At 65.7% G+C, this 23,775-nt stretch carries 18 protein-coding genes; 2 read left to right on the top strand and 16 right to left on the bottom strand.

Annotated features, from left to right (window positions below; translation table 11 throughout):
* Positions 1-3 precede the first annotated feature (3 nt).
* Positions 4-6,384 (bottom strand): type I polyketide synthase, encoded by a 6,381-nt coding sequence (locus ACQP1G_RS09975; RefSeq protein ID WP_433201247.1) that lies wholly within the window; start codon positions 6,382-6,384, stop codon positions 4-6.
* Between the two features lie 321 nt (positions 6,385-6,705).
* On the opposite strand from ACQP1G_RS09975, the gene ACQP1G_RS09970 reads away from it, so the two are divergent.
* Positions 6,706-7,245: an ester cyclase gene (locus ACQP1G_RS09970; protein WP_433201244.1), complete on the top strand. Its 540-nt coding sequence runs from the start codon at positions 6,706-6,708 to the stop codon at positions 7,243-7,245.
* On the opposite strand, the gene ACQP1G_RS09965 is transcribed toward ACQP1G_RS09970, so the two are convergent.
* The 10 genes from ACQP1G_RS09965 to ACQP1G_RS09920 all read right to left on the bottom strand — a co-directional run bounded on the left by ACQP1G_RS09965 (position 7,246) and on the right by ACQP1G_RS09920 (position 18,467).
* Positions 7,246-7,908 carry a TetR/AcrR family transcriptional regulator gene (locus tag ACQP1G_RS09965; protein WP_433201241.1) on the bottom strand — a complete coding sequence of 221 codons (663 nt, stop codon included), beginning with the start codon at positions 7,906-7,908 and terminating at the stop codon, positions 7,246-7,248.
* Between the two features lie 44 nt (positions 7,909-7,952).
* Positions 7,953-9,581, bottom strand: coding sequence for an MFS transporter (locus ACQP1G_RS09960; protein WP_433201238.1), 1,629 nt, complete (start codon positions 9,579-9,581; stop codon positions 7,953-7,955).
* Between the two features lie 218 nt (positions 9,582-9,799).
* Positions 9,800-10,186, bottom strand: a complete 387-nt coding sequence (locus ACQP1G_RS09955; protein WP_433201235.1) for a ribosomal subunit interface protein — start codon at positions 10,184-10,186, stop codon at positions 9,800-9,802.
* Between the two features lie 112 nt (positions 10,187-10,298).
* Positions 10,299-11,627, bottom strand: a complete 1,329-nt coding sequence (locus ACQP1G_RS09950; protein WP_433201233.1) for an MFS transporter — start codon at positions 11,625-11,627, stop codon at positions 10,299-10,301.
* Between the two features lie 265 nt (positions 11,628-11,892).
* Positions 11,893-13,356, bottom strand: a complete 1,464-nt coding sequence (locus ACQP1G_RS09945; RefSeq protein ID WP_433201230.1) for a nitrilase-related carbon-nitrogen hydrolase — start codon at positions 13,354-13,356, stop codon at positions 11,893-11,895.
* A 430-nt stretch (positions 13,357-13,786) separates the two neighbouring features.
* On the bottom strand, positions 13,787-14,446 hold the full coding sequence (locus tag ACQP1G_RS09940) for a response regulator (protein WP_433201227.1): 660 nt from the start codon (positions 14,444-14,446) through the stop codon (positions 13,787-13,789).
* Entirely contained in the window at positions 14,443-15,777 is a 1,335-nt protein-coding gene (locus ACQP1G_RS09935) for a sensor histidine kinase (protein ID WP_433201224.1), read from the bottom strand. The genes ACQP1G_RS09940 and ACQP1G_RS09935 overlap by 4 nt, the downstream gene beginning before the upstream one ends.
* A gap of 114 nt (positions 15,778-15,891) precedes the next feature.
* Positions 15,892-16,269 (bottom strand): hypothetical protein, encoded by a 378-nt coding sequence (locus tag ACQP1G_RS09930; protein WP_433201221.1) that lies wholly within the window; start codon positions 16,267-16,269, stop codon positions 15,892-15,894.
* A complete protein-coding gene (locus tag ACQP1G_RS09925; protein WP_433201218.1) occupies positions 16,266-17,702 on the bottom strand; it encodes an ammonium transporter in 1,437 nt (478 codons plus the stop codon). Before ACQP1G_RS09925 ends, ACQP1G_RS09930 begins: the two co-directional genes overlap by 4 nt.
* Positions 17,703-17,852: 150 nt before the next feature.
* Positions 17,853-18,467, bottom strand: coding sequence for a TetR/AcrR family transcriptional regulator (locus ACQP1G_RS09920; RefSeq protein ID WP_433201215.1), 615 nt, complete (start codon positions 18,465-18,467; stop codon positions 17,853-17,855).
* Between the two features lie 91 nt (positions 18,468-18,558).
* Here ACQP1G_RS09920 and ACQP1G_RS09915 point away from each other — a divergent pair, with 91 nt between their 5' ends.
* Positions 18,559-19,278, top strand: a complete 720-nt coding sequence (locus ACQP1G_RS09915; RefSeq protein WP_433201212.1) for an SDR family oxidoreductase — start codon at positions 18,559-18,561, stop codon at positions 19,276-19,278.
* Between the two features lie 93 nt (positions 19,279-19,371).
* Here ACQP1G_RS09915 and ACQP1G_RS09910 read toward each other — a convergent pair whose 3' ends face one another.
* The 5 genes from ACQP1G_RS09910 to ACQP1G_RS09890 form a co-directional block, all read right to left on the bottom strand.
* Positions 19,372-19,518, bottom strand: a complete 147-nt coding sequence (locus ACQP1G_RS09910) for a DUF1059 domain-containing protein (protein WP_397035317.1) — start codon at positions 19,516-19,518, stop codon at positions 19,372-19,374.
* Between the two features lie 28 nt (positions 19,519-19,546).
* On the bottom strand, positions 19,547-19,897 hold the full coding sequence (locus ACQP1G_RS09905) for a hypothetical protein (RefSeq protein ID WP_433201209.1): 351 nt from the start codon (positions 19,895-19,897) through the stop codon (positions 19,547-19,549).
* 28 nt (positions 19,898-19,925) lie between these two features.
* The gene (locus tag ACQP1G_RS09900; RefSeq protein ID WP_433201206.1) at positions 19,926-21,608 is read right to left on the bottom strand and encodes a TerD family protein; all 1,683 of its coding nucleotides are present in this window, start codon (positions 21,606-21,608) and stop codon (positions 19,926-19,928) included.
* Positions 21,609-22,022: 414 nt separating this feature from the next.
* Positions 22,023-22,676, bottom strand: coding sequence for a TMEM175 family protein (locus tag ACQP1G_RS09895; protein ID WP_433201203.1), 654 nt, complete (start codon positions 22,674-22,676; stop codon positions 22,023-22,025).
* Positions 22,677-23,007: 331 nt separating this feature from the next.
* A complete protein-coding gene (locus tag ACQP1G_RS09890; protein ID WP_433201200.1) occupies positions 23,008-23,775 on the bottom strand; it encodes a 3-oxoacyl-ACP reductase in 768 nt (255 codons plus the stop codon).

Here is a 23,775-nt window from a genome sequence, read left to right as displayed (position 1 = left end):
TCCTCACGCTGGGGTCTGTTCGGTATTTGCTTCTTCGTGCGCGATCTGCGCGGCGATCTTGACGCCGAGCCCGGCCAGCGAGAGTCCGGCCCCGATCGAGAGGACCGACATCTTGACGCCGAGGCTTTTCACCACGCGCGCACCGAATTCCATGGCCATCAGCGAATCCAGCCCCAGCTCCATCGTCGGAGTCGCCAGATCCACGGTGTCGGCGTCGACGGCGAGCACGATCGCGAGCTGTTCGGCGAGCAGGCAGGCGACCACTTCGCCGCGGTGTTCGGAGTCCAGCGCCAGGATCGCGGCACGCAGGGCACCGGCGCCGGCTGCCCCGCCGCCCGCGGCGGTGACCAGATCGACGAATCGCGGTGCCCGCGCGGAGGATCGGTGCGCGAGCGCCCACTGTGCCCAGTCGATATCGAGCAATGCGACCTGCGGCACATCGAAACGCAGACATTCGCGCAGTAGCAGGGTGGCGAAATCCATATCGAGGGAGCCGTATCCGGTCATCTCGGCATACCGCGATACCGCGCGGGAGTCGGCCATACCACCGTCGCCGCGCATGAATCCCCAGTCCACCGACAGCGCGGGCCTGCCCTGTGCGCGCCGCGTCCAGGCGAGTGCGTCGAGCGCGGAATTGGCTGCGGCATAACCCAACTGCGGTGACAGTCCAGCGATACCGCTGGCGGAGGAATACAGCACGAACATGTCGAGATCGACACCGGCAGCGGTAGTAGCCCGATCGAGGTTGATCGCCCCGATCACCTTCGGCTCGAAGATCTCGCGCAGCGATTCGGCGGTGATCTCGGGTATCTCGGTGTTGTTCACCACCCCGGCGGCGTGGATGACGCCGCGCAGCGGCGCTGCGCCGGCCTGGATGCGTGCGATGAGGTCGGCGACCGCATCGTAATCGGAGACGTCGAGGCGTTCCGCACGCACCTCGACACCGTCGCGGGCGAATTGCGCCAGCTGTTCCCGAGCCGCCTGGGTGGCGGCGCCACTACGCCCGACGAGTACCAGATGGCGCACTCCGGCTCGGACCAGCTGACGCGCGGTCGCCAGCCCGAACGCGCCGAACCCGCCGGTCACCACATAGCTGGCGTGCGAATCGAATTCGACCTCTCGCGGAATATGGCGCACCGCCGGGTGCTCCTCGCGCAGGTCGAGCACCACTCGGCCGATCTGTGCGGAGCGCGCGACCGTTTCGAATGCACCGGTCAGATCGTCCAGTGGGAATGCGGTATTCGGCAGGGCGGCGTACTCGCCGCGGTACATCACATCGACCACTCGGCGGGCGGCCCGGCGGACCTGCTCGGGACGTCGCGCCAGGATGCGGTCGATATCGACGGCGAAGAACGCCAGGTTCCGATCGAAGGGGCGCAGGTCGATGGTGCCCGAACCGTAGATGTCGGCCTTGCCGATATCCACGATGCGACCGAATTCGCCTGCGACACGGAAGTTCTGCTGCAGGATCTCCCCCGGCGCTGAGCTGTAGACGACGTCGACACCCGCACCGTCGGTCAGGCGCAGCACCTCGTCGACGAAGCCGATCGACCGCGAACCCAGTACCTCGTGCGCGCCGAGCGCACGCACCTGGGCGCGGCGTTCCTCGGTGCCAGCGGTGGCGATCACCCGAGCCCCGATCCGCAATGCGACCTGGACGGCGGCCATGCCCATACCGCCCGCCGCACCGTGGATCAGCACGGTTTCGCCGGGCTGCACCCTGGCCAGCTCGACCAGCCCGATTTCGGCGGTGAACAGCGGCATCACCGAGGTGCAGTGCAGCGGATCGAAGGCGCCGGGTGGGAAGATGTCCATCGGGGTGGTCGCGCCCGCATCCGGCCGGATCGTGGCATACCGCCGCACGATTCCGGGCGCGACAACCGAAATCTCGTCTCCGGGTGCGATATCGGTGATGTTGCTGCCGATCCGTGCCACGACGCCGTAGCCGTCCATGCCGATCTCGGTGCCGTAAAAGGTTCCGTCCAGCTCCTTTTCGGTGAGCACACCGAGCACCTTCAAGGTGTCCTTGTAGTTCAGGCCGACCGCCTGCATCCGGATCTCGATCTCGTCGGGTCCCGGTGCGATCCGGTCGGTGGTGCGCAGCGCGAGTTCCGGAAGTAGCCGGGAGCGTGGGATATCCAGTTCGAAGGACTGTTCGGCATCGGTCAGCGGTTGCGCGACATCCCAGCGGGCCCGATGAGTCGCGAGGGTATGCCGCCAGCGGATCGTCCAACTCGCACCGGCCCGCAGCGCCACCTCGTCGATGGCGGTGTCGGCGTAGACGTGCTCGAGGATGTCGGCCGCGGCGGAGTCGGGCTCGGTATCCACCAGCCGCCACTGACCGGCGGGCAGTTCGTTGAGCAGTTCGCGGCGCGCGCCGGTCAGGGCCGAGTGCTCCAACCGGGCGAAACGATCGATCGGCAGGCACAGTGCCTGTTCGGTGACCACGACCGCGTGGATCACGACCGGCAGCTCCGTGACACCGGGCTCCCGTGGTGCGGAATCATCGGACAGCAGTCCCTTGATCGCTTGGGCGACCTGGGCCAGGCCGTACACGTTGCGCATGGCGTCGAGTTCCGCCCCGGCGACGACCACGACCCGGAGCCGCTCGACCTCGGGCTGACCGTATACGGCGTGGAGCAGCTCGACCAACTGCGCGCTGTCGGCGGCCGAGGCATGCTCTCCCACCGTCACCAATTCGGCATGCACACCCGCATTGGCGATTTCCTTGGCCCGCTGCGAGATCTCCGCACCGAGGTTGACGACGAGTAGGAATTCCTCGACGCCGGGCACGGCGGGCGGTGTCGATTCGCCCGTATCGGCCACGATTTCCCACACTGGTTCGTAGAACAGCTGGTCGAGCTGATCGGAGAGCGCGGGCCGAGGCGTGAGCGCGCGGAACTGCACTCCCGACATCGTCAGCGCGACCACACCGTTCGCCGATGCGATCCGGATATCGGCGCGCAGCGGATCGCCGGGGTCGCGCCTGACGATCACGACCGGGTCTGCCGGAATGGGTCCGTTCCAGCGAATCCCGGCGATTGCGGCAGGCACCACGACCTCGGCTTTGTCGCCCGAGTTCGACTGTGCGGCCATCGATCTCGCGTACAGCGCGGCGAAGCACTGTAGGGCCGAATCGACGACGGCCGGATGCGCGAGATGCCGCGCTGTCCGCGGTTCGGATATCGGTGAATCGAGCTGCGCGACAACACTGTCCGAACCGACCCGGACTTCACGCAGCAACCGGAACCGCGGACCGTAGGCGAGTCCGTGCTCGACCATGCTCTCGTAGAGTTCGTCCACCGCGACCTCGACCGAATCCGCCTGCGGCGCAATATCGACGGTAGTGGCGTCGGTATCGGCCTCGATGAGTCGTCCGTGCGCGTTGACGGTCCATGCCCCGCCGGTGGCGGGCCGGGAGCGGATGACGAACCGGTGTGTGTTCTCTTCCACGCTGATCCGAACGACCGGCACATCGTGCTCGTCGACGACGAGCGGGGCAACGAACTCGACGGATTCGAGCCCGAAGGTATCGCGCCGCGTGCGCTGCGCGGCGGCACTGAGGGCGGCGTCGAGGTAGGCCGCCCCGGGCAGCACCACCGCATCGGCCACGACGTGATCGCGCAGCCATGGCAGATTCGATACCGACAGTTGGAGTTCCCACTCCGGCGCCACCGATGCGGTGCGATCGCCCAACATGGCGAATCCGCCGGGGGTGCCGATCCGATCCAGCTCGGTTTCCGGTTCCTGGGTCCAGGCGAACCGACGCTGCCACGGATACCGGGGCAGCTCGATATGCTCGATGGCCGGATCAATCGTGCTGGGCAAGCGGTCGCCGTCCAATGAACCCGCGCGGTACAGCTCGCCGACCGCGGTCAGGATGTGCTCGTGATCGTCACCGCCGCGTACCAGCGTGCTGATCGCCGCGCCGGAAATGCCCTGCTGCACCAGAATTTCCCGAATACTGCCGCCCAGCACCGGATGCGGCCCCAGTTCGAGAAAGACCCGGTGTCCGGCCGCCAGCAACTCGCCGATGGTGTCCGCGAACCGGACCTGATCGCGGACATTGCGGCACCAGTACTCCGCATCCCAATCCTGTGGTGTGACCGGCCCGCCGGTCACCGTCGAGTAGGCGGGGACGGTGCTGACGCCCGGCGCGAGCGACGCCAGCGCGGTACGGAGGTCGTCGAGGATCGGGTCCATCAGATGGCTGTGATAGGGCACTTCGACGCGCAGTGCCTTGGCGAAAACGCCTTCGGCAGTGAGGCGTTCGGTGATCGCCGCGAGCACCGGTTCCTCGCCTGCGAGGGTTACCGCCGAGGAGCTGTTGACCGCGGCGATGCACACGCCGTCCACATCGGCGATCAGTTCGCGGGCGTCGGCCTCGGCCAGACCCACCGCGAGCATGCCCCCGGTCCCCGCGGTGGTCGCCTGCAGGCGGGACCGGTGATAGCTGACCGACACCGCCTCCGCGAGCGACAGCGATCCGGACACATAGGCCGCAGTCACCTCGCCGACGCTGTGCCCCACTACGACAGCGGGCCGGATACCGAGTTCGGCAAGTTCCGCGGTGAGCGCGGCCTGCAGCAGAAAGTTGGCGGGTTGCGCGATTTCGGTGCGCGAGATTCGGGAGTCCGACTCATCGCGGCCCATCTCCTCGAGGATCGACCAGCCCGCGAGTTGGGTGAATTCCCGGTCGATTTCGCGCGCCAGCTCGGCTGCCGGACCTGCCGCGGCCAGCAGGCTGCGGCCCATGGCCCACCACTGCGGCCCCATTCCGCTGTAGACGAACACCGGATCGGTGTGCCCCTCGGCGAGGGCACGGCCCGGAGCCGGACCGCCGCCCGCTGCGAATTCCGCTAGCTGGGAACGTAATTCGATATTGTCGTCGGTGCGGAAGATGCTGCGCAGTGGATGATGCGCACGCCGCACCCAGGCCGCCTCGACTACCTTCTCGATCGGCTCGGTATCGATCGCCGCCATCAGCTCCGCGGCCAGCGTGCGCAATGCCTGTTCACTGCGCGCCGACAGCGGCAGGATCGGCAGTGTCGCCGCACGACCGCCGCGCTCGTTCGCCGCGCCGGAACGGGCTTCGCCGACCGCGGCCGGATCGGGCGCGGGACCGATGAGCGCGTGCGCGTTGGTTCCGCCGTAGCCGAAGCTATTGACCGCGACCACCGGCCGGACCAGCGGTTCGGTCGCCATCGGCACGCGCAATCGCAGTTCGTCGAACGGGATCTCGGGATTGAGCTGGTCCAACCAGGCCTGCGGCGCGATCGTCCGGTGGTGCACGGTCAGCGCGGCCTTGATGACCCCGGCCACCCCGGCCGCCGCCTCGGTATGCCCGATATTGGCCTTGACCGACCCAACCGGCAGCGGCTCGGTCCGACCCTCGACCGCGCCGTACACCGCGCCCAGGGCCGCCATTTCAGCGGGATCGCCGACCGGTGTTCCGGTGCCGTGTGCCTCGACGTAGCCGATCTCCTGCGGTGCGATGCCCGCCTTGGTGTGTACCCGCCGGGCAAGTTCTTCCTGCGCAACGGGATTGGGGACGGGCACGGCCAAGGTGCGGCCATCCTGGTTCACTCCGCTGCCGCGGACCACCGCATAGATGCGGTCACCATCGCGGACCGCCGCGTCGAGTGGTTTGAGGATCACCGCGCCCGCACCCTCACCACGGCCGTAGCCGTCGGCGGATGCGTCGAATGACTTGCAGCGCCCGTCGACTGACAGGAAACGGCCCTTGCACATGGAGATGAAGGTCTCCGGCTGGAGCATGGCGTTGGCGCCGCCGACAATGGCGGAACTGCATTCGCCGAGCGCCAGGGATTGGACTGCCTGGTGCAGTGCCACCAGCGAGGATGAGCAGGCGGTGTCGATGGTCATGGTCGGACCGCGCAGGTCCAGCAGAAAGGCGATGCGCGCCGAGAGCAGGGTGTGCGACGAACTGGTCGGGGTATGGCTGTTGATCGCAGACCGGACGACATTGCGGCCCACCGCATTGTCGTTCATGAAGCCGCCGACGAAGACACCGATATCACGGCCCGCGATCCGCCCGGCCATACCGCCGTCGTCGAGCGCCTCCCACGCGACCTCCAGCAGCAGCCGTTGCTGCGGGTCCATGATCGACGCCTCACGCTGGGAGATGCCGAAGAAATCGGCATCGAACTCCCACAGCGACTGGGTCAGAAACCCGCCGCGGCGGGTGTACATCCGGCCGGGTGCTTCCGGATCCGGGTCGTAGAACTTGTCCAGGCTCCAGCGATCCGCGGGCACCTCCACGATGCCGTCGCCCTTGCGGACCAGGAAATCCCAAAAGGTACCCGGGCTATCGATTCCACCCGGAAATCGACACCCGATACCGACGATTGCCGCATCGGACATTGCGTGGTCCTCTGATTTCTACCCTGAGCGATGAAGATGTCCGCCCTGCGCGATGAACGATTATCTATGAACGATAGGCAGCATACTTTCAATGCTCAACCGATAACTCACAACAATCGAAAGCTGTTGTGACACAAGGGATTCAGGTGTCGCCTCGGGCAATTACAGTGTTATACGACCGGCCCGGAAGATGGGGCTGACATTGTTATGCGACCCCTAACAGTGTTATTTCACAGTCGGCCGACTCCAATAACAATGTCATCGACTCCGATGACATTGTTATTCGAACCGATGACATTGTTATCCAGGTACCGTGACGCCATGAACTCTGGTGAATTCGCGCTCGATCCGGCCGCCGAACCCATCTCGGACGCCGATTGGTTGCGCGCCTTCGTGGACCGCTACATCGCCGGGTGGAATACCGGCGACGGCGCCGCGGTGGCGGCCTGCGTCACCGAGGACACGCGCTGGCTCGACCCGTCCGAGGGCGAGCTGATCACCGGACGTGCCGGCGTGGCAGAGTTCGTCCACGGCACCAAGCGCGCATTCCCAGATGTCCACTACACCACTGTCTTCGAGCCCGTCATCACGCCGGACGCACTGGCCGCGATCGTGCCGTGGCGGATGACCGGCACCCATCTCGGCCTGATCGACCCGCCCGGATTCGCGGGCACCGGCAAGAAGTTCGACCTGTTCGTGGTCGACATCTGGCAGTTCCGCTCTGGACTCATCTGGCGCAGCAAGGCCACCTGGGATCTGAACGAACTCCTACTGCAACTCGAATTGCTGCCCAAACGTAACGGTTTCGCCGAGCGTGCCATGGCCCGCGCTCAGCGCATCGCCGTCAAGCTCCGCCCGTGATCACGCCCAGACGCCGGTCGGCGACATGACCAAATCGAGGGCGTGGACCACCGATCGCTCGACCGTCGCGCGTTCGGCGCCCATACCGATCAGAATGTTGACGATCGAGGGCAACAGCACCTCGGACAGGCCGTCGTCGCCATAGAGGCCCGCCATATCCAGTTGGACGAACCCGTATAGCCCGGTCCAGAACTGGGCGGCCGCCGCGCGGGCATTGGTGCCGCGCAGCAGATCCGCGTCCAGTGCTCGCTGCGTCGCGCGCACCACGTAATCGAAGCTCTCCGCGAAATTCTCGAAGTCGGAATCGCTGCCACCGGAGAGCACATTGCCCCGGCGCACCTTCACCTCTGCCTTCGGCGACTCGGTGGCGAACATCAGCCGGAACAGCTCGGGTTTCCGCAGCGCCTCGTCTCGAAAGACGAAGCCGAGTACCAATATTTCGGCGATCGGGTCGTCGGCGACCTGGCATTGCGCCAGCCGCGCGACCAACTGGGTGAACCCTTCCGAGCCGACCGCCTGGATCAGGCCGGGCATACCGCTGAAGTTCGAATAGATGGCCATGGTGGAAACCCCGCAGATCCGCGCCACGCGTCGCACGGTCAGCGAGGTCAATCCTTCCGTCGAAATGAGCTGAACTGTTGCCTCGATCAGGCGATCACGCATCGAACCGACTAGTGCGGGCTCCGCTACCGTTGCAGTGTTCGTCATCATGCCGCCTGTAGCCCCAACTCATCGGCGGTGATCTGCTCCAGCGGTTTACGCCGGGTCTCGACGATGAACCCGACGGCCACCATCGCCGCCAGTGCGATCGGCACCGCGCTGATCAAGGCGGTCACCGCGATCGACGGTGTGGTCACGGCAAGCACCACCAGTGCGATGACCAGGACGCCGCCCGCCTTGGTCATGCCTGCCGCGACGCCGCTGCCGCGGGAGCGGATCCGGGTCGGGTAGACCTCCGCGCCGTAGGCGACGACGACAGCGACCACCGAGCTGGAACCCCAGATCGGCACCACGAGAAGGGCATACAGCAGCGCGGTGTTGTCGGCGACGTGGTCACCGAGGATCACGAAGCCACCGAGCGCGACGGCGAGCAGCGCGCTGAGCGTGATCAGCGTCCATTTGGTGGAGCGGTGGTAGCAGTAGGCAACCAGGAAATTCAGCGGGAAGCCGATCAGCGCAGAGTCACGCAGGATCTTGTCCGCGGTGACGCCGGTGAATCCGAGGCTGCGCAGGTTCGTCGGCAGCCAGAGCTGGAAACCGTAGGTGACCAGTCCGACCCCGAGTCCCAACAGGGCCAGCACGATGGTCATCCCTGCGAAGGGGCGGCGTAGCAGCTGACCGAACCCGCCGTGCAGATCATCCTCGATGGCGGCGTGCGGCTGTTCGACCGTGGTGACCTCGGCATGGTATGTGCGCAGCACCTTTTCGGCCTCGCGGTGGCGGCCGATCGCCATCAGGAACCGCGGCGACTCCGGAATCCAGCGGACCAGCAGCACGAGCAACAATCCGGTGGGCAAACCGATCAGCCACATGCTGCGCCAGCCGTAGGTCTGGCCGATCGTCGAGGACAGCCAGCTGGTGATGACATAGGCACCCGCGATATCGCCGCCGATCAGCACCAGCAGCCAACCGCGGTGGCGGGCCGGGATCGTCTCCGACAGCAGTGTGAAGGCGATCGGCAGCATCCCGCCCGCGCTCAAGCCCATGATGAAGCACATCGCGACGTTCAGCTCGAAGCTGGGCATCGTGCCGCAGATGGCAGTGCCGACGAAGAAGATCCCGGCCAACAGGATCGCCGCCTTGCGGCCGATGCGGTCGCCGAGCCAGCCCCACAGGAACGACCCGAGCACGGTGCCGGTGATACCGGATAGTGGCAGCAGCGCCACCGGAAGTGCGTCCAGGTGTGGACTCGCGGGCGTGCGGAGGTGATACTCGGCGCCCACCCCCGGTACGACGAAGGCCAGCGTGGTCGGCTTCATCACGTCGATGGTGATCGCGGCGGCCATGATCAGCAGCAGCACCACGTGCACCCGGCTGATCGGCGCGTCGTCGAGTGCTCGGACCCGCAGCCCGGACACCGTGTCCTGCAGCGCGCGCTGCGGGAACAGTCCGTATGTGGTGACGGCCAAGCCGATCACGATCAGGATCATCCCGGTGATCATGGCGCCGTCCATGGGCATGCCCGCCAACCGATAGCCCATATCCCGGGCCATGAGATACATCGGAAGATGAAGGACGGTGCCGAGCACCGTCATTCCGAGGCCGAACCAGAAAGCTCCGGTACGGCGGCGGTTGATCGGATCGTCCAACCGCTGCGCAGTATCGACGGCGTTCACATATATCACCGAACCCTCATCAGCCCCCAGCTCACCGTTACCGATCGGTATTACACACCAGTTCTGTTCCGGTGTGGTCTTTTTAATCTGTTCGGCATCAATAAGTCTGGGGGCGTGGCTGATTCGCCTAGAAAAGGGTTACGACCAAGGCCAGCTGGGTATTCTTCGGCGCCTTTGTTGCAAGCTATTCCCTCCAATGGGAATAGCGCCGATGTTGTCTATAATTCGGCGCGCAGGTACCGGATGGATTCGCCGCCCTTGGTGTGATGCAGGCGGCCGAAGCGGCTGTCGAGCAGATGGGCCATGGCGTCGGCGGCGCCAGTGTAGGCGTCCACGACCGTGGCCGCACGATGGGTGACGGCGACCGGAGGCTGACCGGATATCCGGGCCTCCAGCACACACTGCTTATCGTCCGGGCCGCCCTTATCGGCATTCAGGTCGGTCAGGTGGACTTCCAACCGGGTGACCTGATCGCCGAAGCGGTCGAGTACCGAGGAGATCGTCGACTCCACGCGCTCGGCCAGCGATGCGCCGCCGTGGATATTGCTGCCGGTGTTGACCTGAATCTGCACGAGCGTCTCCAATCCGATAAGTGCGGACAGCACTGTCTGCGTACCGTCGCCAACGGTCGCCGACCCGGCTCGTCGAGCCGAATCAGCAATCCATCGGCAATAGCGACACTACTCGCGCGGATGCGTACTCAGCAGATTCCCAGGTTCATACGGCGGGCTGCGCCGCAACCGGCGGCGTGCGGTGCCCCGCATCGGGAACGGCGGTGCCGCGCAACGAAGTTCCCGCTGTCTCGCGCAGGAACGACCAGGCGACGAGCCCGATCAGGCTGGCGCCGACCATATATGCGGCGGGAAACAGCGACCAGCCGGTCGATTCGATCGCGGCCTCGTTGACCAGCGGGGCGGTACCGCCGAATACGGCCGTCGAGACGTTGTAGCCGAGGGCGAATCCCGCATAGCGCACATGCGTCGGGAAAATCGCGGGAAAAGTCGAGCTGATCGTCGCCAGCTGGGGGACGTACAGCAGGCCGAGCACAATGAATCCCGTGATGGCCCAACCGGTTCCCTGACCCATCAGCCAATACATGGGCAAGGCGAGCACCGTGAGACCGACCAGCGAGACCAGCCACAGTGGGCGGCGGCCCACCCGATCGGACAGCCTGCCGAAGAACGGCAGCACGATCATCATCACCAGCTGCCCGATCAGCATCATCGCGGTGGTGGTCGACTCGCCGACGCCGATGGTGTTCTGCAGGTAGGTCGGTTGATAGGTGAGCAGGGTGTAGTTCACCACGTTCAGGGCGACCACCAGCCCGACCAGCGTCAGGGTCTCGCGGCGATAGGTGGTCACCACCTCGCGCAGGCCGCCCGGCGGGTGCGGCTGATCGGCCACCTCGGTGAACACCGGCGACTCGGCCAGATGCGAGCGTAGGTACCAGCCGATCAGGCCGAGCGGCACCGCGAACAGGAACGGCAGGCGCCAACCCCAGTCGTGCATCACATCCGAACCGACAATGAGCTGACACAGCAGCACGACCGCCGAGCCGCCGACGAATCCGCCGAGGGTGCCGAATTCCAGGAAGCTGCCGAGGAATCCGCGCCTGCGGTCGTTCGCGCATTCGGCCAGATATGTTGCGGCGCCACCATATTCGCCGCCCGTCGAGAAGCCCTGTACGACGCGCAACGCGATGAGCAGAACCGGTGCCAGCCAACCGACCTGGGCGTGGGTCGGCAGCAGGCCGATACATCCGGTCGCACCGGCCATCAAAAGAATCGTGGTGGCCAGCACGACTTTTCGGCCGAGCCGGTCGCCGAGCGGTCCCCAGACCATGCCGCCGAGCGGACGCAGGACGAAGGAGACGGCGAAGCCGAGCATGGTGCCGAGGGTGCCGAGATCGCCAGGGAAGAACGCGTCGGTGAGGTAGGTGGCGGTTGCGGCGTATACGCCGTAGTCGAACCATTCGGTGGCATTGCCCATCGCTGATGCGGCGACTGATCGGCGCAGGGGTATGCCCTCCGGTGTGCGATCGGTCATGCGCGCCTCCTCATGAGCCCCGGTCGGGGGCCTCGATTCGTTCGTCCGGCCCGTCCCGTTTTTCGGGTGCAGGGCACGAAAGCAACCGATACCCAGGTTCCGAGCGAGGCAAACAAGCACCCATCCCGTGCACCCACGAACGGGCCCGCCGCCACCTGCGACATCGGCGGCAAATGTGATCGTCACCACATTGATGCCGCTGGACGCCGAACACCGTTCGCCCGAAGCGGGCTGTAGCGACCGACCGGCTACCGTTGCAGACGCCTCAGGTGGGTGCCTGCTGCGAGTAGCTGACGGCCGCTGCTCGGGACCGCCACGGGGCAGGCGCGGTCCGTGATCGCCGCCCGATCGAGCCGACGGCTGCCACGGCGAACAGTACGACCGACAGCCAGCCGAACCAGTCGCCGAACCGGGCATAGATCGTCGTGTCCGAAGACAGTGGGATCGAGGCGAGCACCGAACGGGTCACCGTGATATCGGTCGGTGCCGACGCCAGGATATGGCCGCGGGAGTCGCTGGCCACGAGTTCGCCGAGTTGCGGCGCGCGGGCGATGCCGACACCCGATTCGATGCCGCGCATGACGGCCATCCGACTGTGCAGCCAACGGTCTTTGGTGAAGTCCAGTGCCGGGACCAGCAATAGGGTCGCGCCACGCCGCCGGTTCTCGCGCACCAGGCCCGGCCCATCCAGGTCGAAACACACCGCCAAGGCCCAAGGTTCACCGGGAACACGCTGCCAGCCGGTCCCCGGTTCGAGATCGTCTTCCAGGCCGGGAATCAACCGATGTTTGGCGTACTCCACGCCCGATGGGTAGTCGATGGCGGCGTTCACGCTGGTTCCGCCCTTGGTGAGTACGAGTCCGGCGACGACGTGAATATTGCGCCGGGTGGCGACCTCGGTCAGCGGTCCGGACAGCAGCGGCAACGTCGATTCTTCTGCGGTCCACGCCTTTTCGGGCAATACCACCACTTGCGCGCCCTGGTCCGCGATCCGACCGATCTCCGCCACCGCTCGTGCGACCATATCGCGACCGTCGGGCGAGTCCACCGGAACATATTCCGGCGGCTGGGAAAGCGCGAGCAGACCGACACGCACAATATCCCGCTCCGGTGCCACGGCCAGATGCCACCAGCCGAACGCGACGACCACTGCGAGTAGCACAGCGGTCGCGCTTGCCACCCGAAGACGTTGAGCGACAGTCACTTCGGATACCAGCACCGCGACAGTCGCTGGCACCAGCAGGATGAGGAAGGTGATTCCCCACGGACCGGTCAGTGCCGCAAGCTGAATCATTGGTAGCAGGTCGAATTGGGTATATGCGATGCTCCACCACGCCCCGAACGACCCGGCGAGCGACACCGCGAACTCGAATGTCACCCAACCGACTGGCAGTGCGAGCACCGCGAACCCGGGTCGACCCCGCAGCAGCAATGCACGCGTCATCACCACCAATCCGCCGAATACCGCTGCGGTTCCGCCCAGCAGTAGCACCGTGACGGGTACGGGTTGCTCGATCGTATCGATGAAGTACGGCCAATACCGCAGCCCGCTTCCACACCACGCCAGGAATCCCGCAAGAAAAGCCTGACCCGCGCCAACGCGCGAAGCGATCAACAGCACCGGCAGTGGTGCGAGAAAGACCAGGCCGGGCAACGGATGTAGACCGGTACCGAAATACCACAGCGCCCCAGAAACCAGGATGGCTGTCGGGGCCAGAAAACGCTTCATCGAGTGCTCCACCATTCGATCGGATACTCTGCGATGCTTCCCGCGCGCACGGCTCCCCACATCGCCCTCACGGGCGAACCCCATCTCACTCCTCAGCAGGACCGGGGTCCCACCTGACTCCCGGGATACGACCTACCCGTTGTCCTGTTCGAGCTGGCGCACCTGCTCGAAGTCGGGCGAGTGGTGAAGCGCTCCACACATCCGGTCCGTCGAGACAACGCTCGCCGATGCCGGGATGTGGCCGACCGGATGACCGCACGAGGCACCCGACCAGCCTCTGACTGTGGCTGAAGCCCACTGGACTATGCAGCGGCACAGGGGATGTCGCGCAGATGAGTGCCCACGTAAGGCAGCGGCTCGGCAGTCGTTGATAGATGCGCGTCACATGAAGCCGGACACTTCACGGGAGTACCGGTGACAGCCGTGAGCTTCAGTCGCGACCGGGGATCACCAGGCCCGCCTCGTAGGCGAAGACCACGGCCTGAACACGGTCACGCAGCCCCAACTTTGTGAGGACCGAACTGATATGGGATTTCACCGTGTGCTCGCTGACGACGAGGGCGGCGGCTAGTTCGGCATTGGAGAGGCCGCGGGCGAGGTTGCGGAGGATGTCGCGTTCGCGTTCGGTCAGTTCGTCTAGTTGGCGCATCAGGTCGGGGCGGGGCTGACCGCGGTGGGCCAGGTCGGCGATGAGGCGGCGGGTCACCGCCGGCGCGAGCAGTGCCTCCCCTGCGGCGACCACGCGCACGGCCTCGACCAATTGTTCGCGGCGGACATCCTTGAGCAGGAAGCCGCTGGCTCCGGCGCGCAGCGCGTCGTAAACGTACTCGTCCAGGTGGAACATGGTCAGTACCAACACCTTTGCGCTGGTCTGTGCACAGATGCGGGCGGTCGCGGCGACACCGTCCATACGTGGCATCCGTACGTCCATGACCACGATATCGGGCTGGAGTTCGACCGCATGCTCGACGGCTTCCAGTCCGTCGGCAGCCTCACCGACCACGGTGATATCGGGCTGCGCCTGCAGGATCAGTCGGAATCCAGCACGGAACAGGTCCTGGTCATCGACGACGAGTACCCGCATGCTCAATTCCCCTGTGCGATGGGCAGTTCGGCGATGATCTCGAAGCCATCGGTGGCAGAGCTTTCGCCCGACCGACCGGGAACCGGGGTCCCGTAACGAAGCCACCCGCCCACACTGCTGACGCGCTCCCGCATGCCGATCAACCCGTGCCCGGTCGAACGGCCGACGATAGGCCGACTGTCGACCGCACCCGCGCCGATGACCGAAGCCCCCGCGCCGATCACTGTCGATCGATCGACCACAACCCCACTGCCGAGTGCACCGCCGGTGCCGATCGCACTGCCACCGGCGGAGAATGCCGAACCGACCGCGGCTGCCGGGTCGCCGAGGATCGACGCCGACTGCATCCCCCGCCCATCGTCGGTCACTCGCACGATCAATCGATCCTCCGACCACCGCAGAGACACCCGAGCACAGTTGCCTCCGGCGTGCTTCATCGTATTCGTCAGCGCCTCCTGGACCACCCGGTACGCGGTGACCCCGACATCACCGGAAACCGCACGGCGCTCGCCGATTTCGTCGAACGACGCGCCGAGCCCGCTGCGCCGCGACATCTCCACCAGATCGGGTATCGCCTCGATTCCGGGTTGATGCGGTGGGTCGGCCGCGCCGCGCAACGCGACCAGACTGCGCCGAAGCTGTTGCACCGCTTCGCGACCCGTATCGGCGATGCCTGCGAAGGTCGCATCGGCCCGGTCCGGATCCGTGCGGGTCAGCAGGGGTCCGGTCTCGGCTTGGACGATCATCAGACCGACCGAATGCGTGACGATATCGTGCATATCCCGCGCGATGCGCAGCCGTTCCCGATCAACGGCGGCGACCCGCTCCTCGTCGAGTCGGCGCGCCCGCTCCCGCAGCATCTCGATCTGGGCCCGGCGCGCCCGCACGCCGGTGCCGAGGGCCCATGCGGTGACGAAGGACATGGCCGCGTAGCCGTAGGAGTCGGGACTTTCGTTCGGGATGATCAGCGAGAGCAGGATTCCGATGCTCACGGTGACCAGCGCGAACCGCCGCGGCCTCGGCAGACTGTAGGCGGCGATCGTGTAGACGCAGATGATGGTGCCGTACGGCAATGCGGGCATGGCGTGCAGGCAGGCCAGCACCGTGATCGCGGGCCCGACCACGAGCAATACCAGAATCGGCGCGCGCCGCCGCCACAGCACAGGCGCGGATGCCAGCACACAGCAGGCAATCACCCACCACGGCGCCCGCGTCACCATCGATGGCCCCGCGCTGGCCACGGTCACCGCGACGGCGAGCACGATATCGACCGCACTCGACGGCAACGTGCGCAGCCGCTGCGACACCCGGGACACCGCACCATCGACGATGCTCATGGTGCGAGCGAGCACACTGGGAGGACTCATAGTGAACCCAGTGTCTCCCGCGCCCGAACCCGCTCGCCTCCCGCGTGCGGATGACGCGGCCGTCATTCTCGCGAGCGACACGGATTACAGCGAGCGCGCGTCGATCATCCAGATCTGGATTCCGGACGGCCCGGCGTTCTCGCCGATCCGGTCGATCAGCCGGACCAGATCGGCGACATCGTCATTCTTGGCCAGCAGTTCGATGCGCAGGCCCGCCTCGACATCGCTGACGAACTGCTGCCCCCGATAGCGTTCGACCCGGCTGCCCCGGTCGTCCACCCGGTAGACCTGGCAGACGACCATCCGCCGCACGCCGAACATGGCCAGTGCCTGTTTGATCTGGTCGAAGAGGGCCGCGGGGAGCACCAACGTGATGAGCTTCGCGTCGACGCCGTCACCTGGGCTCATCGGGTCATCGATGCCGTACCCGACACTGCCCTGAAGGTGGATGGTGGCATTCACGTGGTCGCCTGATTCCCGGGCGCCTCACCCGATGGTTTGTCCGGCGCCGGCTTGGGCAGGGCGGGCGCTGCGGGGAGCGTCCCCACATGGGCGGAGACCAGGGTCTCGTCCGGGTAGGCCTCTTCCTCATGGGCCGCGACGTCACCGGTCTCCAGTACATCGTCCGGCATGCGCAGACTCATGAACAACCCCAAGAACTTCAGGATCACCACGGTAACGAACGCATCCCATACGATCACCGTCGCCGCCGCACCCGCTTGCCAGAGCAGCTGTTTCGGGTGATGTCCGTACAGCCAACCCGAAAACGCCACGTCGGCAACGTCTTTGCCGTTGCCCAGGTACACGATGATGTGCGGATCGGCGAGCACACCGACCAGCAGACCACCGGCAAGACCGGCGACGCCGTGGGTGTGGAAAACCCCGAGGGTGTCATCGACCTTGCGGAACAATCTGGTGCGCCCCACCTTGTTCCAGGAAAGCCAAACCAACGTCGAGGCGACTACGCCGATGATCATCGCGCCGAAGCTGTTGACGAAACCGGCCGCCGGTGTAATGGCGACAAGTCCGGCGATCATGCCATTGATCGCGCCGAGGAAGTTGGGTTTGCGCTGCGGGCCGGCGACCATATCCCAGAACACCCAGACCAGCACGGCTACCGCGGTGCACAGATTGGTATTCAGCACGGCGAGCGAAGCGTTCGCGCCGCCGAAGTACATATCACCGCCGTTGAATCCGTTCCAGCCGAGCCACAGAATGCCCGCACCCGCCGCGGCCATCGGCAGGTTGTTCGGAACGGCCCGTTCCCGGTCCCTGGCCAAGCGCGGGCCGATAACCGCCGCCGCTACGAAACCGGTTGTGCCAGCGGCCAAGTGGATGACGTAACCACCGCTGTAATCCAGGGCGCCCATCGAGGCCCACCAGCCGCCGCCCCACAGCAGGAAGGCGTTCACCGTGTAGGCGAAGGTCGTCCACAGCGGGACGAACAGCAGCCACACCTTGAAGTTGATCCGGCCGATAACGCTACCGAGGAACAACAGCGGGGTTATGGCGGCGAACGCGAAATGGAAATAGGCCAAGGTGGTTTCGGAGAATCGGAGCTTGGGCATCAGACCGTCCAGCAGCGGAATGACCGCCTGGTTCTGGTTATCGCTGCCGAGGATCGTATGCGGTACGCCGACCGCGGCCCGCAGGATTCCGGGCCCGAGCTTCAGCGGTTCACCGAAACCCATCTTGAAGCCCCACAGCACCCAGACCACCAGGACCGCAGAGAAAGCGGTGAAGGCCATCAGGATGGTATTGACAGCCCATTTCCGTTGCACGATACCGCCGTAGAGGATGGCGATACCCGGAATGCTCATCAGAGCGACGAGTGTTGCGGCGACCAACTGCCAGGTGTTGTCCCCGGCGTTGAGCCAATCAGGGTACGGTGACATGATTCTGCGCTACCTCATCTGCACGCACGCAGGCAGGCGCGACCGGTCCCGCCCTAGCGCTCGAGTGTCTGTGGCGTAAGGTGTCTCGCGTCACACTGCTTCACCTAGTGTCATCACACGAGGTTTCGCTCCGGTTACGCTCCGTTAAATCTAGGTCTCGCGACGGGCGCGGCCCGAGGTATTCGGCGCGAGCATGGTGGCAATGCTGGTCGTGACATCTTTCGCAAGTGCGGCGTTCACCGGCGCGTGATGACCGAGCAGTCGGTACCACATCGCACCGAATGCGAAATCGACGACGAGATCCAGCGGGACCGATGCGGTCAGTGTTCCCGCGTCGACACCGCGCTGGAGCAGTGCGCGCAGTGCCGCTCGGCGCGGGCCGATCACGGTCTCCTGGAGTCGAAGCGACAGGTTTCGATCGCGCTGCGCGTCCGCCATCAGGCCGACCAGCGCCTGGCCCGTCACCTTCCGCGCGAGTTCGAAAGTGGCCGTCAGCAGCCGCTCGAGCGCGTCGAGTACATCCGCAGTCTCATCCGGAACCCGCAGTGCCGCATGCTCATCGGCCAACCCGATCAGCGCCTCGATCAAAATCGACGCCTTGTCCGGCCACCAGCGGTAGACCGTCTGCCTGCCCACCCCGGCCCCGTCCGCAATGGCCTTGATCGTCAGATCTTGGTAGCCGTCCCGCTCGCAGAGTTCCAGCGCCGTATGCAGGATCGCGCGCCTGGCGTCCTCGCTGCGGGGTCGCCCCCGGGTTCCTGTCATACACGTCACTTTACAAGACACGATGCCTCGAATATATTAACGAGGCACGGTGATTCGTAAATCATCGTGGTTCGAACTTCAGGAGGATGTTGTGGACAACAAAGTCGTCATCGTGGGCGGAACCTCTGGAATCGGCCTGGCGACCGCACACCGACTGGCCGAGAACGGCGCCGAAGTCGTCATCGCCGGACGCAACGAGGAACGACTCGCCGCCGCACTGGCGGAACTGGGCCCCGAAATCACCGGCAAGGTGGTGGACGCGCGGAACGAAAAGGAACTGGCTCAACTATTTTCGGAGGTCGGCCCCGTCGACCATGTCGTCGTGACGGTCACCGGACCGTCCGGCACTACCCCGTTCCGCGAACTCGGCCTGGATCACCTGCAGACCCACGTCGCCGGCAAACTGCTGCCGCACGTCGCCACAATTCAGGCGGCGCTGCCGCATCTCGCACCCGGCGGCTCCATCACACTGGTCTCCGCGGCCTCCGCGGGCGGCTCGATGCCGACAACCGCGGCCCTGGCCGCCGTCAACGCCGGTGTCGAGGCCCTCGTCCCGGTGCTCGCGGTCGAACTGGCCCCCGTCCGCGTGAACGCCGTATCCCCCGGTGTCATCGACACCGAATGGTGGAACTTCCTGCCCGAGGATGCCCGCACCGGTGTCTTCGCCGACATCGCCGCCGCCACCCCGGTAGGCCGCGTCGGCACCGCCGACGATATCGCCAAGGCCATCGAATTCCTCACCGACAACACCTTCACCACCGGCATCGTGGTCCGTGTCGACGGCGGCGCCCGCCTCGGCTCCCCCAAGTAATCACCCCACACGGCTTTTCGTCACGACACCTGCCGATCCACCATCACCGGGTGGACCGCACGTGTGCGGCGACGAAAAGCCGTGTGCGATGAATCAGTAAGCGATGAACAGAATCTCGTCCCGGGAATAGTCGTGCCCCGGGTGGTTCTCGGCCAGATGCGCCTTGGTCTTCTCGACCAGATCGTCCTCATCCGTCCCGACGATCCGTTCGCCACAGGGGCAGTTCAGATTTCGCTTCATCAACGGTCCTTCCTTCTCGCCCGCCAGTCTAGGCATGCGGCCCTGCGTCGGCGGCCACCGCGGCATCGGAGGTAAGCGGTTCAGGTTGTTTGGGCGCAGCAGGCACCCAGCCGCGCAACGGCTGCACCACCGATCCGTAGAAGGCATCGGTCGCCGAGGTCACGCTGGCGATGAAGCTCGCCGCTGTACCAGATCGCCGGTTGCCCATTGGAAACCCCTGCTCGAGGGAGAAATACACGATCGCACCAGCACGGCCCGCCGTCAGCACCTTCGGATCTGCGCGTACCCGATCGAGGTGTTCGCATACCTCGTTGCCCCGCTCCGAGAACACCGCTTCGACCTGGACATCGCCCGGAGCGTCCGCGAGTTGTCTGAGCAACCAGGACAACCGACGACCCGTGGTGCCCTCATTCGGCGCGTCGAGAGTGGTGCGGCAGCGAATCCTGTTGGTGCGAGTTGGTGCGCAGATCCGCGACCACGACCAGATCCCCCGCGGTATCCGGGATCCGCAGCATTGCCTCGAATGTTCCATCGGCCGCCAATCGCTCCACGAAGGCAGCGCTTCGGGCGGCCGGATCGCAGTGGTGCCGACGCGGCAGGATGTGCTTGACGGTTACGCCGAGTTCGGCGGTAAGCCGCAGCGCGAGGTGCCGCGACAGCGACGCCCATTTATCGGCGACGGACAGGGCCTTCTGATCCCCCGCGCGCAAAATACCAGCGGTCACCGCGTCGCGAACGGCTACCCAATGTCGACCCATATCAACGAACTCCGTGGCACCGGATCGTGGGTGATCGAGGTAGCGTACGAACTCGCTCAGGAGCCATGCCTGCAGGTCGTTGTCGATACCGCCGTGTGCAAGCAACATTCGCGCCTCGTGCGCCACCTCCGACCAGGACAGGTGCCGCAGCGCGACCTTTGCAAGCTTGCGACGGTCGACCTCGACGGGCAGTTCCCCTGGACCGGCAGGGACATCGTTCGACAGGCTGACCACCGCGTCGTACTTCTTCTTGCGTGCCACATCGAGATAGCTTTCGAGCTGGTCACGCCGCAGCTTGCCGTTGCCGGTCTTGACCTCGAGCAGCGCGGTCCAGACCCGGCCGCCCCGCGCCATCTCGAGGACCGCGTCCGGAACGACCTTCGAATCACCCCGCTCGTATTGCACCTCGACGTACCCCTCGAAGGCGCCTGCCGGCGCGCCCATCCGCGCACACACTGCCCGCGCGAAGGGACGCACGGCCTGCATCGTGGCGATAAGGGCCGAGGTCGCGCGCCGCTCCTGCTCCTCCCCGGTCCCGACCACCGAAAACAGCGGCGCGGGCTGCCAGGTTTCGCTTTCGGCGAGCTTGAACTCGATCGGCTTGGCCTTCTTCAACACCCGCTTGGCTGTGCGCACACCCCGGTTCGGGACGATGGGACGCACGGCCGCGCCGACTCGCTTTTCGCGCACGGAATCCGGCGGTGCGACGCTTTCGGACTCGACCTGAACAGGAGTGGCCGGTTCATCATCGCTCGGTCCAGCATCGAGTTGCCCGTCGGCGGTTTCGGGTTCGGCATCGTCGTCGTCCACCTCGACACCGAAATCTGTTGCCAGACCTGCCAGACCGGACTCCCAGCCCTGCCCGACCGCCCGAATTTTCCACGCACTGCCGCGGCGGTAGACCTCCCCGAAGACGAACGCCGACTCCGTGGTGGCATCCGCGGTGACATACTCCGCCAGCGAATGCCCCGCTGCGTCGACCACGCGCAGCGCCAGTTTGCCGAGGTCCCCAAAGGTTCTGGTGCCGACACTGCCGACGAGCGCCACGGTGTGCACATTGTGCGGTACCTCTGACAGTTCGATCGCGATCCGGGCCTGAGTGCCCTCCCCCGTCGCGCTCGTCCCCAGAAACCGCACCGATCCGTCCGGCGATTCCGGCTGGTTGTAGAAGACGAAATCACCGTCGGAGGCGACCTTTCCATCAGCCCCGAGTAACAACGCGGACGCATCGACCTCGATATCCGACTCGGTCCACCCGATCACCACGTCGATGCGGACCACATCATCCGGCAGCGGCACGTTCTGGCCCTTGGCCAGCATCGGAGACGTCACAGCACTCACCCTTCAGGTGTTCAGCACGCACAGAGACACGAAGATCCGGGTTCAGCCGGTTCGGATGCCGACCCCCAACGCATCGCCGCTACCCATCCAGCGGCGATGCAGGGGTAGTCGACCAAGACGATCCCGCTGTTACACACGTCACATAGGCGCCCGGTCGTGCGCAACACTTTTGAGTGCCGAACGACTTCGGTTCCCGCGTTCGAGGCGGCATTACGTGTTCGTGCTGTTGTCGTGGGCAGCCACGGCGGCGGCGAACTTCGGGTGCCCGCGGATGATCACCGTTGCCTCACTCACGATGGGGTCGGAGCCGCACATACCTCGTCCCGCGGCTGTATGCAGAGGTGGCCACCATGAGGGCTCCGGAGAGCCAGCCGGGGAAGAGGACCAGCACCCCGGATGCCGGGACTATTCGGAGTCGTCGGCGGCCTGCCTCGACCAACCCTGGCTGGTGATGGCGTAGAAGACTGCCACCAGCAGATAGAGGATCAGAGCGGCTACCGGCCAGAAGAGGCCGACGGCTATGCAGACGGCGTAGATCAGGATGCCCGGGTAGGCGCGGGTGGTTTCGCGGCGGGCGAAGGCGGCGTCGTAGCCGGGTTCGAAGAGTTCGGGGCGGTGGACCAGGCGCCACCAGAGTGGGGCCCAAGGGACGGTCATCATGACGCCCGCGATGCCGTACGCGGCGGCGGCCGCGGCGGCATCGCGTTGTTCACCGTGCACCACGTACTCGGCGAGCAGTCCGGTGGGGAACGGCAATACGGAGACGCCGAGCAGCAACATCAAGTTCCACCAGCGGATGACGTGATCGAGGTGGCGCAGGCGGCCGAAGAACGCGTGGTGGTTCATCCAGATGATGCCGATGGTCAGGAATGAGGCCAGATATGCCACGTAGAACGGCCAGATGTGGCCGAGCGCTTCGGGGAGGTGGCCCGGTTCATGCTCGGGTACCCGAATCTCCAGGATCAGCAAAGTGATGGCGATGGCCATTACGCCGTCGCTGAACGCTTCCACCCGGGCGGTGCCCGATAGTTGCGCGCTCGGGATCTGCCCGTCGACCATGAGTGCAGGGTAACGCCCGAAGCGCTACCCATGCCTCGGCTATCGCTCAGGGCGTAGCGCCGTCTTCGATCCGGCGCTACGCGTCCTCAGTTCCCTTGCTCCGGCTGCGGATACGATCCGGGCGCACTGCCGTCGGAGCGGCTGAACACGGGGCGGAAATCCGCCCCGCCGGTCTCGGTTTGCACCGACGGTTCCGTCGGCAGGGCGTCGTGACTGAACAGCCCGGGCGATCGCCCATCTTCCGTACTCATCTCACGAGCCTCTCTCTGATCGGCGACGAATGGCGAATCCTGGCTTTCTGCTCAGGACCCCGCCCGAGTCAACCGTACCTTCACAACGGCGTGACGTATGCGCCGGAGATGCCGCCGTCCACCAGGAACTGCGATGCGGTGATGAACGAGGAGTCGTCGCTGGCGAGAAATGCGACGGCGGCGGCGATCTCCTCCGGCTCGGCGAAGCGGCCGACCGGGATGTGCACCAGGCGGCGCGCGGCACGTTCGGGATCCTTGGCGAACAGCTCCTGCAGCAGCGGGGTGTTCACCGGTCCTGGGCACAGCGCGTTGACCCGAATTCCATTGCGGGCGAACTGCACTCCGAGTTCGCGGCTCATCGCCAGCACACCGCCCTTGGATGCGGTGTAGGAGACCTGCGAGGTCGCGGCCCCCATAACGGCGACGAAGGACGCGGTATTGATCACCGAGCCCTTCCCGCGCTCGAGCATATGGTTGATGGCGTACTTGCTGCACAGATATACCGAGGTCAGATTGACCTCCTGCACCCGGCGCCAGGCCTCGATGCCGGTGGTGAGGATCGAATCGTCTTCCGGCGGTGAGATTCCCGCGTTGTTGAAGGCGATATCGAGTCCGCCGTAGGTATCGACGGCAGTCTGGAACAGGTCCTGCACCTGGGCTTCGTCGGTGACATCGACCTTCACGAACAAGCCGCCTACCTCGCTGGCCGCGGCCTGCCCAGCGGCCGCGTCGATATCTGCCACGACCACCTTCGCACCCTCGGCGGCGAACCGGCGTACCGTGGCGAGGCCGATACCGCTCCCGCCACCGGTGACGACGGCGACTCGATCCTGTAAGCGCTGCAACAC

The sequence above is a fragment of the Nocardia sp. CA-107356 genome, assembly GCF_050946365.1.
Classification (GTDB): Bacteria; Actinomycetota; Actinomycetes; order Mycobacteriales; family Mycobacteriaceae; genus Nocardia.
This window is presented reverse-complemented; position numbering and strand designations above follow the sequence as displayed.

Excerpts from the sequence above, each read along its gene's own strand:
- ACQP1G_RS09975 (WP_433201247.1), bottom strand. The coding sequence starts at position 6,384 with ATGTCCGATGCGGCAATCGTCGGTATCGGGTGTCGATTTCCGGGTGGA.
- ACQP1G_RS09970 (WP_433201244.1), top strand. The coding sequence starts at position 6,706 with ATGAACTCTGGTGAATTCGCGCTCGATCCGGCCGCCGAACCCATCTCG.
- ACQP1G_RS09965 (WP_433201241.1), bottom strand. The coding sequence starts at position 7,908 with ATGCGTGATCGCCTGATCGAGGCAACAGTTCAGCTCATTTCGACGGAA.
- ACQP1G_RS09950 (WP_433201233.1), bottom strand. The coding sequence starts at position 11,627 with ATGACCGATCGCACACCGGAGGGCATACCCCTGCGCCGATCAGTCGCC.
- ACQP1G_RS09945 (WP_433201230.1), bottom strand. The coding sequence starts at position 13,356 with ATGAAGCGTTTTCTGGCCCCGACAGCCATCCTGGTTTCTGGGGCGCTG.
- ACQP1G_RS09935 (WP_433201224.1), bottom strand. The coding sequence starts at position 15,777 with ATGAGCATCGTCGATGGTGCGGTGTCCCGGGTGTCGCAGCGGCTGCGC.
- ACQP1G_RS09925 (WP_433201218.1), bottom strand. The coding sequence starts at position 17,702 with ATGTCACCGTACCCTGATTGGCTCAACGCCGGGGACAACACCTGGCAG.
- ACQP1G_RS09920 (WP_433201215.1), bottom strand. The coding sequence starts at position 18,467 with ATGACAGGAACCCGGGGGCGACCCCGCAGCGAGGACGCCAGGCGCGCG.
- ACQP1G_RS09910 (WP_397035317.1), bottom strand. The coding sequence starts at position 19,518 with ATGAAGCGAAATCTGAACTGCCCCTGTGGCGAACGGATCGTCGGGACG.
- ACQP1G_RS09895 (WP_433201203.1), bottom strand. The coding sequence starts at position 22,676 with ATGGTCGACGGGCAGATCCCGAGCGCGCAACTATCGGGCACCGCCCGG.